This window comes from Eubacterium maltosivorans, assembly GCF_002441855.2.
GTDB lineage: Bacteria > Bacillota > Clostridia > Eubacteriales > Eubacteriaceae > Eubacterium > Eubacterium maltosivorans.
On sequence record NZ_CP029487.1, the window covers coordinates 3,266,984 to 3,283,910 of the forward strand.

15 protein-coding genes and 1 other annotated feature are annotated in these 16,927 nt (G+C 47.1%); of the genes, 10 read left to right on the forward strand and 5 right to left on the reverse strand.

The genetic code is table 11. From position 1 onward, the window contains the following. The first annotated feature begins 45 nt into the window (after positions 1–45). The 7 genes from CPZ25_RS15075 to CPZ25_RS15105 all read left to right on the forward strand — a co-directional run bounded on the left by CPZ25_RS15075 (position 46) and on the right by CPZ25_RS15105 (position 6,865). Positions 46–1,227 (forward strand): acetyl-CoA C-acetyltransferase, encoded by a 1,182-nt coding sequence (locus CPZ25_RS15075; RefSeq protein ID WP_013378875.1) that lies wholly within the window; start codon positions 46–48, stop codon positions 1,225–1,227. Positions 1,228–1,398: 171 nt separating this feature from the next. Beyond that, a complete protein-coding gene (locus tag CPZ25_RS15080; RefSeq protein ID WP_058695955.1) occupies positions 1,399–2,175 on the forward strand; it encodes an enoyl-CoA hydratase-related protein in 777 nt (258 codons plus the stop codon). Between the two features lie 139 nt (positions 2,176–2,314). Beyond that, positions 2,315–3,154 carry a 3-hydroxyacyl-CoA dehydrogenase family protein gene (locus tag CPZ25_RS15085; protein WP_074617392.1) on the forward strand — a complete coding sequence of 280 codons (840 nt, stop codon included), beginning with the start codon at positions 2,315–2,317 and terminating at the stop codon, positions 3,152–3,154. A 33-nt stretch (positions 3,155–3,187) separates the two neighbouring features. Then, positions 3,188–4,327, forward strand: a complete 1,140-nt coding sequence (locus CPZ25_RS15090) for an acyl-CoA dehydrogenase (protein WP_058695953.1) — start codon at positions 3,188–3,190, stop codon at positions 4,325–4,327. 24 nt (positions 4,328–4,351) lie between these two features. Beyond that, positions 4,352–5,134: an electron transfer flavoprotein subunit beta/FixA family protein gene (locus CPZ25_RS15095; protein WP_058695952.1), complete on the forward strand. Its 783-nt coding sequence runs from the start codon at positions 4,352–4,354 to the stop codon at positions 5,132–5,134. A 19-nt stretch (positions 5,135–5,153) separates the two neighbouring features. Next, positions 5,154–6,164 carry an electron transfer flavoprotein subunit alpha/FixB family protein gene (locus CPZ25_RS15100; RefSeq protein WP_013378880.1) on the forward strand — a complete coding sequence of 337 codons (1,011 nt, stop codon included), beginning with the start codon at positions 5,154–5,156 and terminating at the stop codon, positions 6,162–6,164. A 176-nt stretch (positions 6,165–6,340) separates the two neighbouring features. Beyond that, on the forward strand, positions 6,341–6,865 hold the full coding sequence (locus tag CPZ25_RS15105; RefSeq protein WP_058695951.1) for a gamma carbonic anhydrase family protein: 525 nt from the start codon (positions 6,341–6,343) through the stop codon (positions 6,863–6,865). Positions 6,866–6,917: 52 nt separating this feature from the next. Here CPZ25_RS15105 and CPZ25_RS15110 read toward each other — a convergent pair whose 3' ends face one another. From CPZ25_RS15110 to CPZ25_RS15135, 5 genes are all read right to left on the reverse strand, one after another. After that, positions 6,918–7,229, reverse strand: a complete 312-nt coding sequence (locus CPZ25_RS15110; RefSeq protein ID WP_013378882.1) for a YbjQ family protein — start codon at positions 7,227–7,229, stop codon at positions 6,918–6,920. Beyond that, a complete protein-coding gene (locus tag CPZ25_RS15115; RefSeq protein ID WP_096919160.1) occupies positions 7,210–7,431 on the reverse strand; it encodes a hypothetical protein in 222 nt (73 codons plus the stop codon). Before CPZ25_RS15115 ends, CPZ25_RS15110 begins: the two co-directional genes overlap by 20 nt. A gap of 63 nt (positions 7,432–7,494) precedes the next feature. Beyond that, positions 7,495–8,838 (reverse strand): hypothetical protein, encoded by a 1,344-nt coding sequence (locus tag CPZ25_RS15120; protein WP_167495249.1) that lies wholly within the window; start codon positions 8,836–8,838, stop codon positions 7,495–7,497. Positions 8,839–8,931: 93 nt separating this feature from the next. Next, positions 8,932–9,420, reverse strand: a complete 489-nt coding sequence (locus CPZ25_RS15130; RefSeq protein ID WP_058695948.1) for an ECF transporter S component — start codon at positions 9,418–9,420, stop codon at positions 8,932–8,934. A 106-nt stretch (positions 9,421–9,526) separates the two neighbouring features. Next, on the reverse strand, positions 9,527–10,126 hold the full coding sequence (locus CPZ25_RS15135; RefSeq protein ID WP_058695947.1) for a hypothetical protein: 600 nt from the start codon (positions 10,124–10,126) through the stop codon (positions 9,527–9,529). Between the two features lie 162 nt (positions 10,127–10,288). Further along, positions 10,289–10,519: a binding site (T-box leader), on the forward strand. Positions 10,520–10,602: 83 nt separating this feature from the next. On the opposite strand from CPZ25_RS15135, the gene ileS reads away from it, so the two are divergent. The 3 genes from ileS (at position 10,603) to CPZ25_RS15150 (ending at position 16,880) form a co-directional block, all read left to right on the forward strand. Then, complete coding sequence (gene ileS / locus CPZ25_RS15140) at positions 10,603–13,722, forward strand: isoleucine--tRNA ligase (protein WP_058695946.1); 3,120 nt, start codon at positions 10,603–10,605, stop codon at positions 13,720–13,722. Between the two features lie 268 nt (positions 13,723–13,990). After that, entirely contained in the window at positions 13,991–15,577 is a 1,587-nt protein-coding gene (locus CPZ25_RS15145; protein ID WP_096919162.1) for a helix-turn-helix domain-containing protein, read from the forward strand. Between the two features lie 13 nt (positions 15,578–15,590). Further along, complete coding sequence (locus CPZ25_RS15150) at positions 15,591–16,880, forward strand: DMT family transporter (protein ID WP_096919163.1); 1,290 nt, start codon at positions 15,591–15,593, stop codon at positions 16,878–16,880. Positions 16,881–16,927 lie beyond the last annotated feature (47 nt).

Consider the following 16,927-nt stretch of genomic DNA (forward strand, 5'->3'; position numbering starts at 1 on the left):
CAAATATTCACATGGAAATGTGAGAATTAATGGAGGGAATTTTAAGTGGCAAAAGAAGTAGTATTAGCTGGTGCTGTACGTACAGCAATTGGTAGTTTTGGTGGTTCTTTAGCAAACGTTCCAGTGGTAGACTTGGGAACCATCGTTATTAAAGAAGCATTAAACCGCGCAGGTGTTAAACCGGAAGACGTTGACGAAGTATTAATGGGTTGTGTATTACAGGCAGCTCAGGGACAGAGTGTCGCTCGTCAGTCCGCTGTAAACGCTGGTATTCCTGTTGAAGTTCCAGCTTTAACACTTAACAATTTATGTGGTTCTGGCCTTAAATGCATCAACCTTGCAGCTGCTATGATCCAGGCTGGAGAAGCGGATATTATTGTTGCTGGTGGTATGGAAAGCATGTCTGGCGCTGCTTATGCTGTTCCTAAAGGACGCTATGGCTACAGAATGGGCGACGGCCAGTTCATCGACACCATGATCAAAGACGGTTTAACCGATGCCTTCAATCACTATCACATGGGTATCACTGCTGAAAATGTAGCAGAACAGTATGATGTAACCCGCGAAGATCAGGATGATTTCGCCGCTAAGAGCCAGCAGAAATGTGAAGCCGCTCAGGCAGCTGGTCGTTTCGACGATGAAATCGTACCAGTTCCGGTTAAAGTTAAAAAAGAAATTGTTGAATTCAAAGTTGATGAATTCCCAAGAAAAGGCGTAACTGCCGAAGGTATCAGCAAAATGCGTCCGGCTTTCAAAAAAGACGGTACCGTAACTGCTGCAAATGCTTCTGGTATCAATGACGGCGCTGCTGCCATCGTTGTTATGTCTGCTGAAAAAGCAAAAGAATTAGGCGTTAAGCCAATGGCTAAATTTGTTGTCGGTGCTTCCGCTGGTGTTGATCCATCCATCATGGGTGTTGGACCAATCTTCTCAAGCCGCAAAGCCTTAGAAAAAGCTGGTTTAACCATCGATGATATGGACTTAGTTGAAGCAAATGAAGCTTTCGCAGCTCAGTCTTGTGCTGTAGGCAAAACTTTAAATATTCCTGAAGATAAATTGAATGTAAACGGCGGTGCCATCGCTCTGGGTCACCCGGTTGGTGCTTCCGGTTGCCGTATCATGGTAACCTTACTGCACGAAATGCAGAAACGCGGCGCTAAAAAAGGTCTTGCAACCTTATGTGTAGGCGGCGGTATGGGCGTGTCCACCATCGTAGAAATGGACTAATTTTGCAAAAGTAAAGGACGAATTACTCGGTAAGCTGCGTGTAGCTGCGGTCAGCGCGCTCATATAGAAATGACAAGACGTCGTTTCTGCAGCTTACGCCTTTTATTTCGATCTTTCTCTTAGCAGAAAAAGGAAATTAAACATATCAATTAAGGAGAGAAGGTAATTACAATGGGTTTTGTTAAATATGAACCACAGGGTGCAGTTGCTGTTATCACCATCGACCGTGAAAAGGCTTTAAACGCTTTAAACAGTGAAGTACTTGAAGATCTGGACAAGGTCATCGACGGTGTTGATTTAGATACGATCCGTTGCCTGATTATTACAGGCGCCGGTCAGAAATCTTTTGTTGCCGGTGCGGACATCGGTGAAATGAGCAGCCTGACTCAGGCTGAAGGCGAAGCTTTTGGTAAAAAAGGAAACGATATTTTCAGAAAGATCGAAACTTTACCAATCCCGGTTATCGCTGCGGTTAACGGTTTTGCACTGGGCGGCGGCTGTGAATTATCCATGTCCTGCGATATTCGTCTGGCTTCTGAAAATGCAACCTTTGGCCAGCCTGAAGTTGGCCTTGGTATCACTGCTGGTTTCGGTGGTACTCAGCGTCTTGCACGTCTGATCCCGACTGGTAAAGCAAAAGAAATGCTGTATGCCTGCACCAATATCAAAGCGGCTGACGCTTTGAGCTGGGGCCTGGTTAATGCTGTTTATCCGGCAGACGAATTAATGCCTGCTGCATTGAAATTAGCTGGTAAAATTGCTAACAATGCTCCAATTGCTGTTCGCAATACTAAAAAAGCTATCAATGATGGTCTTGAAATGGGTATGGACGACGCAATTGCCTTTGAAGCAAAACAGTTTGGCGGATGCTTTGAATCTGCTGATCAAAAAGAAGGTATGGCTGCTTTCCTGGAAAAACGTAAACACGAACCTTTCCAGAATCGTTAAGCTTGTAATTTAATATGATTTTCAACTCAAGGGTATTTTTGTATAAAAATACCCTTGAGTTTGGGCTTTTCGCCTGTATATACAAATCTGTATATACAAGAATACAAAAAAGTTTTTAATTTATCTAGGAGGACTTAAAATGAAAGTTGGCGTTATTGGTGCCGGTACAATGGGATCTGGTATTGCTCAGGTTTTCGCTTCTACCGATGGTTATGAAGTTGTACTTTGTGATATCAAACAGGAATTTGCCGATGGTGGTAAAGCTAAAATCGAAAAAGCATTAGCAAAACAGGTTGCTAAGGGCCGTATCGATCAGGCTAAAATGGACGCAACCTTAGCAAAAATCACAACAGGTTTAAGAGATGCTGTTGCGGATTGTGATCTGGTTGTTGAAGCTGTCTTAGAACAGATGGAAATGAAACATGAATTATTCCAGGCATTACAGGAAATCTGTAAACCAGAATGTATTTTTGCTTCCAACACTTCTTCTTTATCTTTAACAGAAATGTCTCAGGGCGTTGATCGTCCAGTTATTGGTATGCACTTCTTTAATCCGGTTCCGGCTATGAAACTGGTTGAAGTTATCGCTGGTTACCATACTTCTCAGGAAACAGTTGATACTATTAAGAAGATTGCAACAGATATCGGCAAAACACCGGTACAGGTTAACGAAGCTGCAGGTTTCGTTGTAAACAGAATCTTAGTTCCAATGATCAACGAAGGTATCGAAGTTTATGCTGCTGGTACTGCTTCCGCTGCTGATATCGACACCGCTATGAAATTAGGCGCAAACCACCCAATGGGACCACTGGCTTTAGGCGACTTAATTGGTCTGGACGTTGTCCTGGCAATTATGGAAGTATTACAGGCTGAAACAGGCTCTGACAAGTACGCTCCGGCTCCACTTCTGCGGAAAATGGTACGCGCAGGCGTTTTAGGTATGAAAACAGGAAAAGGATTCTTTGATTACACAAAATAAGCTTGTGTGACAAATATATTTAGGAGGAACAGTATGGACTTCAATCTGAGTAAGGAACATCAAATGTTGCGCACACTCTACAGAGAGTTTGCAGAAAATGAAGCAAAACCAATCGCCCAGGAAATTGACGAAGAAGAACGCTTCCCACAGGAAACCGTTGATAAAATGGTTAAAAATGGCTTTATGGGTATTCCAATTGCCAAAGAAGACGGTGGACAGGGCTGTGACACTTTAGCTTACATCCTGGCTGTTGAAGAATTATCCCGCGTTTGTGGTACTACAGGCGTTATCCTTTCAGCACACACTTCTTTAGGTATGGACCCAATCCGTAAATTCGGTACTCCAGACCAGAAAGCAAAATATTTACCACGTTTAGCTAAGGGTGAATTATTAGGCGCTTTCGGCTTAACTGAACCAGGCGCTGGTACCGATGCTTCCGGACAGCAGACAAAGGCTGTTTTAGAAGGCGACCATTATGTATTAAACGGTACTAAAATCTTCATCACCAATGGCGGCAAAGCAGATGTTTATATCATCTTCGCCATGACCGACAAGAGCAAAGGCACCAAGGGTATCTCTGCATTCATCGTAGAAAAAGACTTCCCAGGCTTCTCAATCGGTACTAAAGAAAAGAAAATGGGTATCCGTGGTTCTTCCACAACCGAATTAATTTTCGAAGACTGCATCGTTCCAAAAGAAAATCTTCTTGGTAAAGAAGGTAAAGGCTTTGGTATCGCAATGCAGACTCTGGACGGCGGCCGTATCGGTATCGCTGCTCAGGCTTTAGGTCTGGCTCAGGGCGCTTTCGACGAAACCGTTGCTTACGTTAAAGAAAGAAAACAGTTTGGCCGTTCTATCGCCAAATTCCAGAATACACAGTTCAAATTAGCCGATATGTACGCACGTATCGAAGCTGCCCGTAACCTGGTTTACAAAGCAGCCATCGCTAAAGATACACAGAAAGTATTCTCTGTAGAAGCAGCAACTGCTAAACTTTTCGCAGCTGAAACCGCTATGGCTGTCACCACAGAATGTGTACAGTTACTTGGTGGTTATGGTTACACCAGAGACTATCCAGTTGAACGTATGATGCGTGATGCTAAGATTACCGAAATTTATGAAGGAACAAGCGAGGTACAACGTATGGTTATATCTGGCAACGTTCTGAAATAGGAAGTTCAAAAGGAGGAAATTTAGGTGAATATTGTAGTTTGTGTAAAACAAGTTCCTGATACAAATGAAGTTAAACTTGATCCAGTAACAGGTACATTAATTAGAGATGGCGTTCCAAGTATTATGAACCCAGATGATAAAGCTGGTCTGGAAGCTGCATTAGAGCTGAAAGATGCTACCGGTGCGCACATTACCGTTGTTTCCATGGGACCACCTCAGGCAGATGACGTTCTTCGTGAAGCACTCGCTATGGGCGCTGATGAAGCGATTTTAGTAACCGACAGAGCTTTCGGCGGCGCCGATACCTGGGCTACTTCTACAACCATCGCAGCTGCGGTTAAAATGTTAGACTATGACCTGATCATTACAGGCCGTCAGGCAATTGATGGCGATACCGCTCAGGTTGGTCCTCAGATCGCTGAACATCTGAACATTCCAAATGTCAGCTACGCAGAAGATATTAAGGTAGAAGGCGATTCTGTTATCGTAAAACGTCAGTATGAAGACAGATACCATACCATTAAAGTACAGATGCCTTGCTTAGTTACCGCTTTAGGCGAAATGAATACACCGCGTTATATGACTCCAGGTGGAATCTTTGACGCTTACAGAACAGACGAAGTTAAAGTCTGGACACTGGAAAACATCGACGTTGATACAAGCAACATCGGTTTAAAGGGTTCTCCGACACGCGTATTCAAATCCTTCCCAAAAGCTTTAAAACCGGCCGGAACTGTTGTTCAATTAGATCCACAGGAATCTGCTGATTTCTTACTGGAAAAATTGAAAGAAAAATTCATTATTTAATGGAAAGTGGTGAACATAGATGAGTTTACAAGATTATAAAGGTGTTTTCGTCTTTGTACAGCAGGTAGATAATGTTATTACTCCTGTTTCTTTCGAACTGATTGGTAAAGGTAAAGAATTAGCCAATGATTTAGATACAGAAGTAACTGCTGTTGTTTTAGGTTCTAAAATCGACGCTATGGGTAAAGAATTAGCCCGTCATGGTGCAGACAGAGTCATCATGGTCGACGATCCTGCTTTAGAAGTATATACAACCGAACCGTATGTACATGCATTTACTGAAATTATTAACAAATACAAACCAGAAGTTGTTCTGTTTGGCGCTACCGCCATTGGCCGTGATATGGCTCCTCGTGTATCTGCACGTGTTCATACCGGCTTAACCGCAGACTGTACAAAACTGGAAATCAACCCAGAAGATAAGGGCTTAATGATGACCCGTCCGGCTTTTGGCGGTAACATCATGGCGACTATCCTGTGTCCGGATCACCGTCCACAGATGTCAACGGTACGTCCTGGCGTTATGCAGAAACTTCCTACAAACGACGCAGCGGAATGCGAAGTAATCAAAGAAGAAGTTGCTGGCTTAAGCGATCACATGAACGTAGAAGTGATGGAAATTGTTAAAACCGTTGCCGAAAAAATGGATATTCAGGATGCTAAAATCCTTGTATCTGGCGGCCGTGGTATGGCATCTCCAGAAAACTTCAAGCTGCTTGAAGACCTGGCAGACGCTTTAGGCGGAACCATCTCTTCTTCAAGAGCCTGTGTAGATGCTGGCTGGGTTGAAAAAGACCGTCAGGTTGGTCAGACTGGTAAAACCGTTCGTCCGAATCTGTATATTGCCTGCGGTATCTCCGGCGCAATCCAGCATTTAGCTGGTATGGAAGAATCTGATGTCATCATCGCGATCAACAAAGACGAAACTGCTCCGATCTTCAACGTAGCAGACTTTGGTGTCGTTGGCGATGTATTCAAAATCTTACCACTGTTCACAGAAGCAGTTAAGAAAGAAATGGCAACCAGATAGTTAGAAGTTCTTATGAAATTAAAAGTCCGAAGCCTTAAAAAGCTTCGGACTTTTTTATTGAGCGCATCTGCATTTTTTTGCGCAGTCGGTAGAAGTTTTTGCGAGAGCATGTACAAACGCGGTGTAAGGGTGTAAGATAAAGGTTAATAGAAACGTTACTTACGATGGAGGATTCGATGTCAGGAAAAAATATTTTTATCGCGAAGAGTGCCGATGTACTGGGCAAGGTCCGGATCGGCGATTACAGCAGCATTTGGTACCAGGCGGTACTGAGAGGGGATATGGACAGCATTACCATTGGCGAACGCAGCAACGTACAGGACGGCTCCGTGGTGCATGTGGCACCGGGAGGATATTCTGTGAAGATTGGTGACGGCGTGACTATTGGGCATAACTGTACCATTCACGGTTGCACCATTGAAGACAATGTGCTGGTCGGCATGGGCTCCACCATCTTAAACGGAGCGGTGATCGGTGAAAACACCATCATCGGCGCAGGCTCCCTGGTCACCCAGAACAAAGTCATTCCGCCGGGGTCCCTGGTCATGGGCAGTCCGGCAAAGGTGATCCGTCCCCTTACCGATGCCGAGATCGAAAGCATCCGCGCCAACGCGCGGGAATACATGGAATGTATGCGTCTGGAACCTGGCAAGAGCTATTATGAAAACAGCGAGGGTATTATTGTCGTCAGACAGCTCTAAACGGATCAGCGTAATAAAAAAGCACTCAGATACAGGTTCTGAGTGCTTTCTTTTATACAAATTTAACCGCTGTCCCGTAGGCGATAACCTCGGCAGCCCCCTGCATGATGGCCGATGAGGCGTAACGGATATTGACTACCGCGTCGGCACCCAGGCCCTCGGCCTCCTGTACCATCCGTTTGGTAGCCAGTGCGCGCGCGTCGTTCATCATTTCATTATAAGCCTTGAGTTCACCACCCACAATGGTTTTAAACCCTTGGCTGATGTCGCGCCCAATGTTTTTGGACTGAATGGTCGAGCCCTTGACCAGGCCCAGCATTTCAAATTCCTTACCACTGATATAATCAGTATTTACTAAGATCATCTTCTTCTCCACTCCTTATCTCATCAATTCGCTGAATTAAAACATGGAGGGAAACGCCGGCCAGCGCCAGTGGCAGGATACTGCACAAAATCTTAATGATCAGTGGGACATCAATCAGAAAACAGACGATGATAAAACCCACAAAATATAAGATCAGCAGCAGTCCAATGACCAAAGGGGCAATGATTTTCTTTGTTTTCATAAACAGGCTGCTCCCTTCCTAAGCTGTTTCCATTATATCGGATATTTGTCTTCAGGACAAGGACTAGTCGTCATAATCGCCGAAAATATTGCGGCTCCGCCAGTTTCTGAGTTTGAAAAAGGCAAAGACACCGCCGCCGGCCAGCACGATCACAATAGGAACCGCGATAAACAGTGGGTTAATGCCCTTATCCGTCGTTTTTAAAAGGATCAGGTAATCCCCCGGGGCGTTTACATTAAAGGTCGCCACCTTGGTATCATTGTGGTAAGTGGTGACAACCGGGTCGATACTGTCGTTTTCGCTGTTGTACTTGCTGGCAGTGAATTGGGATTCTGACTGAAGCTTTGAGGCCTGGTCATCGGTCAGGGCAATATTAATTTCCAGAGGTTTCTCAAAGCTTGAAAGCGAGGACAGAGCTCCTGTGGATTTTAGGGTTGACGCCTCAATTGTAAAAGGTGTGGTCACAGGCGTCAGCTTAGTTTCAGACAGTTTATAGCTGCTGTTTGAAAGGCTGGGGCCTTTTTTGAGTCCAAGGACCAGTTTGTCGCCGTCGGCCAGCTTACTCAGGTCATCGTTTTTTAAAATGGACGGTGAAACAATGACAGAATCCTTATTGACAGGAACATTTAAAACGATTTTGCCGGTCTGCATATTTTTGAGGGCCGGCGCGGGCACGCGGATATTGACTTCCGGATCTGTAAGCCCTTTAGTTTCAATGGCCGGAGCTTTTAAAACCAGCTTGGTGAGGGCAGAGGAGCCCGCCTGCTGCTTTTCGGTCAGCTTAACGGCACCGGCTGTAATGGCCGCGTTCAATGCATCGTTGTTAAATTCGACGGTCACCGTATTTTGGCTGGTAGCTGCCGTATAAGCGTTTGACGGCAGGTTGACGTCGATGGTCGTTTCCTTAACAGTCAGCGTGATGGGATAATCGCCCTCCACCTTCTGGACTTCCTGCACCTGTTCCTCCACTGTGGTTTCTACCGTTGTGGATTCCGTGGGCACATAGTCGTCGCTGTCATCATAGGAATTGTTGTAATAGGAAGGTGTGTAGTCGTTATTATCATAGCTGCCGTCGTAGCCATCATTATAATCACTGCCATCGTTGTTGTCGCTTGGCCCCGGGTCTGGGTTTGGCGCTGGATCCGGAGCTGGGTCCGGAGCGGGATCGGGTTCAGGGTCCGGCTGTGGATCAGGGTCGGGCTGTGGATCAGGGTCGGGCTGTGGATCAGGATTAGGGTCCGGGTCTTCTACTGGCGGTGTTTCAGTCTCGTTATTTCCGCCATCCGGGTCACGTGTGCTGGTCATAACAGAAAAGGAGCCTGCCTTGTAAACAGAGGCGCAGGCTGTCTGCACTGTAAAATTAAAGATCAGAGCAAATGTCAAAATTGCTGTCATTAGTTTTTTCATTTTTCTCTCCATTACATAAAAAGATAGTCCCAATTAAAAAATCGAATTGTGATCTTCATTATATCACAATTCGATTAAAAATAGTAAATTCTTTTAAGATTCGATGCGGAACTGAGCCAGCGGCCGGAACAGCAGCATGGAGATGACAATGCCCACAATGGCCTGCAAAGCGTTAAAAGGAATATTAACCAGCGGAGAGACAAAACTGCCGTACAAGATAATTTCTGATACATAGTAGATCAGAGTCATGATCACTCCGGCAATTACCATCACAGCGATTTCTTTTTTCCGTCCCGGGTTACCGCGCAGAAAATATCCAGTCAGGTAAGCCATCACGCCTTTGGCCAGCATGGTAGGGATGATATAGGCCCCAAAGCCGGCGAAGTAATCCGCCGCCCCTGCGCCGATGGCCGCCGCAATGGTGCCGTAGACCGGCCCCAGAATAAAGCCACACAGAAAAACCGCCGCGTCGCCCAAATGGATGTAGCCGTTGGGAATCGGGATCTTCACGACTGAGATCATGATAAAGGTAACGGCCATTAGCAGCGCCGTATAGCATACTTTTTTGGTTGTGATGTTCACTTTTAGACCTCCGAAAATAAAACGTTGCATCCATTATAGCACATTGGCAGGGAATGAAAAGGACCAAAAAGGACCAAAATCGTGCGGATTCTGGTCCCTATGGGTTTTACTGTACTTTTTCGATAAAAATGCTCACGCTGCTCGCGTAGTCGAGACCGGTGCGCTGCGGATTGTTGGGGCTGATGGTTACGCTGATATCGCAGCCGTCCACGTTGCCGGTGATGGTGGTAGAAGCGTCGCTGTCGGCCTGGTTAAAGTTTTCGGCAGAAGCCATGAGATCCGAATAAAACTGCGCCAGCTCAGCCGTGTCGGCAGTGGAGCCGTAAACCGCTGTCCAGCCGGGATTTCCATTGTTTGTGGTAATATCGTGGGAGTCTCCGACGCCGCTCACTTTGTAAAGCGGCAGAAGATTGCTGGGGTAGGACTGGGCCAGCTGTCCGTCCTCATTATTATAGAGGTCGGCCTGGTTCGCGTCAATGACCTCCTGCATTTCCGGCGGGGTCTGTAAACCCTCGGTGGTTGCTGAGTTGTCAACTGTGGGCTGCGGGGTTGCCGTCGGGGTATTGTCCGCGACGGAGGGCGCGCTGGTCGGGGTGGTTTTGGCAGCGTCTTTTGATCCGTTAAACATGGGAACAAAAAACATAATGCCCACGATGATGACAATCACTGCTAAAACGCCGAGAAGTACTTTTTTTTTCGTGTTCATGTTGAGTCACCTTCATTCATCTTTCTAAAATACTATTAATGATTCCGTATAATTCATTATAAACGATTTTCTCTAAAATATAAACCATTTTCTTTAGAAACTAAAGAATACACTTGATTTTCTCCAGAATATTAGGTAAAATAGACTTCATGTATGAATCGATCAAATGCAATGACGAGGACGCTGTGATCACACGTTTTTCAGAGAGGTAACCCTAGTGCTGAAAGGTTACCAGAACAACGGTCATGGAAATCACCTCTGAGCAGGGTTTTTGAGCCAGCCGGTTAGGAAACCACGGGAAACCGTTATCTTTATCGAGTGGGCAGGCACCCTTATAGGGGCGCAGTCTGTCAATCTGGGTGGTACCGCGGAGTTTTGCGCTTCGTCCCTGCGTTGTTGCAGGGGCGGAGCTTTTTTAATGCTTGATGATCCTGCAAAATAACGATCAAAATAACATTATCAAATGAGGAGGCACTATGGCTGTATTTAAAAATTTATCCAATGAATGTGTCAGTGAAACTGAAAATAAAATCGCCAGCCGCTGGGAAGAGATGGATATCTTAGACAGAACCATCAAAAACCGCGACGACGCAGAAAATTTTGTATTCTATGAGGGGCCGCCGACGGCCAATGGAAAACCGGGGATCCACCATGTGATCGCCCGTACCTTAAAGGACTCGGTCTGTAAATACCAGACCATGAAAGGCTACCGCGTGCTGCGTAAAGCCGGCTGGGATACCCATGGACTGCCGGTTGAGATTGAGGTCGAAAAGCAGCTGGGGATCAGTAGTAAGCCAGAGATTGAAGCTTACGGAATCGCAGAGTTTAACAAAAAATGTAAGGACTCTGTCTTTAGCTATGAAAAGCAGTGGCGCGAGATGAGCAAGCGCATGGGCTATTTCATCGATCTGGAAAACCCCTACATTACGCTGGACAACAACTACATTGAATCCGTCTGGTGGATTTTAAATAAATTCTTTAACGAGGGATATATTTATGAAGGGCATAAGATTCTGCCCTATTGCCCGCGCTGCGGCACCGGGCTGGCATCCCACGAGGTCGCCCAGGGCTACCAGGAAATCAAGACCAATACGGTTGTCGTGGCTTTCAAGCGCGCCGACGCCGATGAATACTTCCTGGTCTGGACCACCACACCGTGGACGCTGGCCGCCAATGTGGCCCTGGCCGTCAATCCCGAGGCCGACTATATCAAGGCAAAAAGCAAGGGCGAGGTCTACATCTGCGCCAAGGTGCTCGCGCCCAAACTGCTGGGGGACGATTACGAAATCATCGAGGAAATGAAAGGGAAAGCCCTCGAGCATATTCCTTATGAACGTCTCATGGACTTTGTGCCTGTACCGCCGAATAAAAAAGCTTTCTTTGTTACCTGTGCCGACTACGTCACCACCGAGGACGGTACCGGTGTGGTTCATATTGCTCCGGCCTTTGGGGAGGATGACTACCAGGTTGGACGTAAATACAACCTGCCTGTGCTCCAGCCTGTAGGGGAGGACGGTAAATACACCGAAACACCCTGGAAGGGACACTTTGTCATGGAGGATGGCCTGGACATCCAGATCATCACCTGGCTCAAGGAAAACGGCAAGCTGTTTAAGAAAGAAAAAGTGCTCCACAACTACCCGCACTGCTGGCGTTGTAAGACACCGCTTTTATATTACGCAAAACCCAGCTGGTATATCGAGATCACCAAGATCAAGGATCGTCTCATCGAGAACAACAATGGGGTGGACTGGTATCCTGAATTTGTGGGTGAAAAACGCTTTGGCAACTGGCTTGAAAACCTCAACGACTGGGCCATCTCAAGAAGCCGTTACTGGGGAACACCACTGCCCATCTGGCGCTGTGACGACGAAAACTGCGGTGAGCTGGCCTCTGTCGGCTCAAGAGCTGAGCTTGCTGAGAAAGCCATTGAGGACATCAGCGAGGACATCGAGCTGCACCGCCCCTATGTGGACGACGTGCACCTGCGCTGCCCAAAATGCGGCAAGCCCATGACCCGTGTCAAGGACGTCATTGACTGCTGGTTCGACTCCGGCTCCATGCCCTTTGCCCAGTACCACTACCCCTTTGAGAACAAAGAGCTGTGGGAAAGCCAGTTCCCGGCCGATTTCATCTGCGAGGGCATCGACCAGACCCGCGGCTGGTTTTACTCACTGCTGGCCATCTCCTCCTTTGTTACTGGGAAAGCTCCTTACAAAAAGGTGCTGGTCAACGACCTGATCCTTGACGCTGAGGGTCAGAAAATGTCTAAATCCAGAGGAAATACGGTCAATCCCTTTGAGCTGTTTGACCAGTACGGCGCCGACGCGCTCCGCTGGTATCTGCTCTACGTGTCTCCAGCCTGGACGCCCACCCGCTTTGATGTGGAGGGCCTGAAGGAGGTACAGAGTAAATTCTTTAATACCCTGAAGAACACCTATAACTTCTTTACCCTGTACGCCAACACCGACGGTATCGACCCGAGAACCTTCTTTGTAGATTATGACAAACGCCCGGAAATCGACCGCTGGATGCTGTCCAAGTACAACCGTCTGGTGCAGGAGGTCCGCGGTGAGATGGAAATCTATGACCTCACCAAGGCTGTCCGCAAGATTCAGAACTTTGTCAATGAAGACTTATCCAACTGGTACATCCGCCGCAACCGCCGCCGCTTCTGGGGCAGCGAGCTGACAGAGGATAAGAAGGCTGTGTTCAACACCACCTTTGAGGTGCTGGAAGGTCTGGCCCGCCTGGTGGCGCCCTTCGCGCCCTACATCAGCGAGGAAATCTACACCAAGCTCACCGGCGCCGAATCCGTTCATCTGGCGGACTATCCGGCCGTCAACGAAGCTCTGATCGACGAAGCGGTGGAAGCGCCAATGGATCTGGTCCGCGATCTGGTCAGCCTGGGCCGAAGCGCCCGCGAGGAGGCACAGATCAAGGTGCGCCAGCCGCTTTCCGAGATCATCATCGACGGCAAGTACAAGGATACCCTGGGTGATCTGACCCGCCTGATGGAGGAAGAGCTGAACATCAAAAAGGTCGATTTTGAGGATAACCTGGGCGATTTCATGAACTATACCTTAAAGCCAAACTTTAAGGTGGCCGGCCCGATCCTGGGCAAAAATGTCAAGTTGCTGGGGAAGGCCCTTGCTGGCGTCAATCCTGCCGAAGTCGTGGCGAAGCTGGACGCCGGGGAAGTTTACCCTGTGGAAATCGACGGTGAAACCATTGAGCTGACCAAGGATTTCGTGGATGTCCGTATCGCCGCCAAGGATGGATTTAACGTACAGACCGGGGGGAATAAGTTCATCATTCTTGACACTACCCTGAGTCCAGAGCTCATCAACGAAGGATACGCCCGCGAATGCGTTTCCCGAATCCAGCAGCTCCGCAAAAACAGCGGATTTGAGGTCAACGACCACATCGACATCACCTACCAGGCCGACGATGAAGTGACCGCTGCCATCGAAGCCTTTGCGGATTTCATCAAAAAAGAAACCCTGGCGGAGTCTATCACCAAGGGAGAAGGCAACCTGGAAGCCTGCACCCTTAACGGACACGAGGCCGCTTTTGGGGTAGCGAAGGTTCAATAAACGAAGTGACATAAAGCAGCCGGAACACCATTTGAACGGTGTTCCGGCTGTGTTTTTATAAAAATTTAAAATAATTCTTAAAAAATATTTTTTTACAAAAGTATAAAAAAGAGCATGAAATTGCGGATTAAAGGGTAATCTGTGAATAAAAAAGGAAGCAAAGAAGAAGTATCTCTAACTTTAAGCGAAGATGACAACATTTACTTTTCGTAAACAGAGTGCTATAATAATAAATTAATACAGAACCTGTTTGAGGGGAGACAAACATTTGGATGTTAAGAAAAAACATGCTGAAAAGTCAGGGTGGGACTGTTTTTTTAAAACCTCAGTGATTTGGATTTTAGCCATCCTTTTTTTCGCATTCCTAATATACCGCTATGTCAGCGTCATGTTGCCTGAGGACACGCAGAAGGCATTTACCGATATTCTGTTAAAGATCACAGTTTTAATTATTGTCATCGGCCTTTTTCTCAATTTCTTCATTCTTCAGAACTACTATATTGCGATTTCACGTATCGTTGGCATTCTGGACGAAAATACCAGTCAGCATGTGGATGATTATTATACGACCCAAAATCCTGCTGGACATATTTTTCAGAGTTTTGATCAGTTCTATCAGGAGTATGACTCCTACAAAAGTAAGGTAGAGCAGCAGCAGGATATTTTGTTTGAAAATTTTCTGGTGCGTCTGCTCAAAGGGCATATTCAAAACGAGGCCATTTACTATCAGCTGATGGAAGATTATGATTTTGATATCCGAAACAATGCGTTTGTATTGGTACTCTTTGACATTGTCTCAGATGGCGACCAGATCGAGGATGAAAAGCTGAGCTATATTTATGCCTTTATAAAGGAAAACTTTTCCTCCTATATGAAACGAATCTATCAGAGTTATGGAACCGAGGTCGACGGCCGGATTGCTTTTTTTATCCTCTCGGATGTCGAGTCATTGGATACTACTGTGTCCGCCGTCGAGATTGAACGGATGGTCAAACTCATGCGTGAAAATATCTGGAGCCGGTTCAGCTATGATCTGTGGGTGTGTGTCAGCAGCGTGAACCGCGGGATTCCCGGCTGTAAAACTGCTTATTTCCAAACTGTTGAAACCCTGCAAAAAGCACGCCTTACTGGCAGCGCTGACCACGTGCTTTTTTATTCAGACTATATGACGGGCAAGTCCTACAGGGGCAATGAGCAGATGTGGTTTAAATACGAGCATCATTTTATCAACGCTATCAATGCAGGGGACTATGAGGAGGCCTCCAGAATTTTTAACAAGCTTTTGAAAAATGACTATATCACCGGCGCATCCTCCCTTAATCTGGCCCGGTTCCGGCTTTTTGGTCTGCTAAACTCCATGATTAACGCCCTGGGAGAGGTTCGTCTGTCCATGAATGTCGAGTTTTTTGACGAGCTGGATGCGCAGCGTCTTTTGCTGGAGTGCAAGTCGCTGCCTGAGCTGGAAGCTGTATCCCAGAGTATTTTTGAACAAATTAACCAGTACTCGGCAAAGAATCAGGTATCAGCTTCGAACAGCAAAATGCAGCGGGTGAGTGAATACCTGAAAACCCATTACGACGACTGCAACCTGAACGCTGTGGCTGTAGCCGAAACGTTTAACATGAACCCTTCCTATTTTTCCAGAAGCTTTAAAAAGGCCGTGGGTACAGGATTCAGCGATTACTTGTCGCGGCTCAGGATTCAGGAGGCCTGCCATCTTTTAGAGGAAACCGATATGACAATTTCCGACATTGCGGATAAAATTGGCTACAATAACGCTCTTACGCTGACGCGGGCTTTTAAAAAGATTGAAGGAACCACCCCAGGGCAGTATCGTCAGAGCCACCACGATTAAGAAGGATACCATCATGAAAAAAGATCACCTCATTGGCTATAAACAGAATATTATCCGGTGCAATCTCGGCTTCCGCTATGCGCTCATCTGCGGTATGTGCTGGGGGATGGCCTATATCCTGATCACGTCTGTCATGAAAGCCTATCCGCGGGACAGCTATTCCATGACGATGCTGCCCATTGTGCTGGCCACTTCAACAGCCCTGATCGTGACGCTCATCAACGTGGTGGGATTGGGCTTCAGGAAAAAATTCCGGGAGTTTGTCCGAACGCTGCACGCGCCATCCATTTTAGGGAAGCTGATTCTGGCCGCTGTCATGGGCGGGATTGCAGCTTTTTGTACTTATATTCTCGCGCTGTCCGACACTATTTTTTCGACCATCGCGGTGTTATTCTACCCGGTGCTCACTGCGGCTATTGCGCGCAAATGGTACCGGGAAAGAATCAGTTGGCAATGTGCCCTTGGCATTGTGGTGATTCTGGCGTGTTCCAGTCTTATCTACCTGCCAAATCTTTTTGCCGAGAGTGGCAGCTCATTGGTCCTCTCGCTTTTCGGTCTAGTAGCCGGTATTGGCTGGGGCGTGGAGGCCGCTATTGTGGGCAGGGTCTGTGAGACGGCTGACTCTGATGTCTGCCTCAGTATCCGGTTTTGCTTTGAGAGCATTCTCTGGGTGCTTATCTGTCTAGCACTGGCTTTGACGGGCAGTCCATTGTCCACTGCTTTCGAACAGTGTTTTCAAGGGCAGGCCGCGTGGATGATTCCTGGGATTGCTGTTTTTCTGGCGGTCAACTATATGAACTGGTATCGCAGCATTGTTTTTATCGGAGCCAGCAGGGGACCGGCGGTCAGCAATCTCTCCGGCTTTATCCTGTTGGTACTCAGCATGGTTTTTTACATGAACAATCCAGACTGGTTTACAGTCTTTTCGGCCTCCGGGTCTCTGATTGGTGTGGTCATCATCTATATGGACTGCGCCAACTCGGACGGACTGCCCTTGTTGCGGCAGAAGGGTGGCCGGGCTGCCGGGTGCGGACGTGAGTTGTCTGCCAAGCCGCCGGCAAAAATGGTTATTCTGAAGTACCTGGAGTCCTCCCGGATGCTCTGGGACTACGAGATCGCAGACTATATTGAAGATTATGAAAAGAACTATACCACCGAGTACAGAGAATTGGTGCGGGAATGGACCGTTGAACTGCGCGCCATGGGGCTGATCGAAATCATTCAGGAAACTGTGGACAACGGAGAGCATTTTCAGCGTGGGAAACGCCTTTGCCAATACCGTCTGGCAAAAGAGGAGGAATAAACAAAAAAGAACTGCCATACCACGGTGCGGCAGTTCTTTTATTTTTT

What these genes read in the sequence shown, in the direction of transcription:
- CPZ25_RS15120 (WP_167495249.1), bottom strand. Translation starts at nt 8,838, where the DNA reads ATGAAAAAACTAATGACAGCAATTTTGACATTTGCTCTGATCTTTAAT.
- CPZ25_RS15080 (WP_058695955.1), top strand. Translation starts at nt 1,399, where the DNA reads ATGGGTTTTGTTAAATATGAACCACAGGGTGCAGTTGCTGTTATCACC.
- CPZ25_RS15115 (WP_096919160.1), bottom strand. Translation starts at nt 7,431, where the DNA reads ATGAAAACAAAGAAAATCATTGCCCCTTTGGTCATTGGACTGCTGCTG.
- CPZ25_RS15090 (WP_058695953.1), top strand. Translation starts at nt 3,188, where the DNA reads ATGGACTTCAATCTGAGTAAGGAACATCAAATGTTGCGCACACTCTAC.
- CPZ25_RS15110 (WP_013378882.1), bottom strand. Translation starts at nt 7,229, where the DNA reads ATGATCTTAGTAAATACTGATTATATCAGTGGTAAGGAATTTGAAATG.
- CPZ25_RS15105 (WP_058695951.1), top strand. Translation starts at nt 6,341, where the DNA reads ATGTCAGGAAAAAATATTTTTATCGCGAAGAGTGCCGATGTACTGGGC.
- CPZ25_RS15135 (WP_058695947.1), bottom strand. Translation starts at nt 10,126, where the DNA reads ATGAACACGAAAAAAAAAGTACTTCTCGGCGTTTTAGCAGTGATTGTC.
- CPZ25_RS15100 (WP_013378880.1), top strand. Translation starts at nt 5,154, where the DNA reads ATGAGTTTACAAGATTATAAAGGTGTTTTCGTCTTTGTACAGCAGGTA.
- CPZ25_RS15085 (WP_074617392.1), top strand. Translation starts at nt 2,315, where the DNA reads ATGAAAGTTGGCGTTATTGGTGCCGGTACAATGGGATCTGGTATTGCT.
- ileS (WP_058695946.1), top strand. Translation starts at nt 10,603, where the DNA reads ATGGCTGTATTTAAAAATTTATCCAATGAATGTGTCAGTGAAACTGAA.
- CPZ25_RS15150 (WP_096919163.1), top strand. Translation starts at nt 15,591, where the DNA reads ATGAAAAAAGATCACCTCATTGGCTATAAACAGAATATTATCCGGTGC.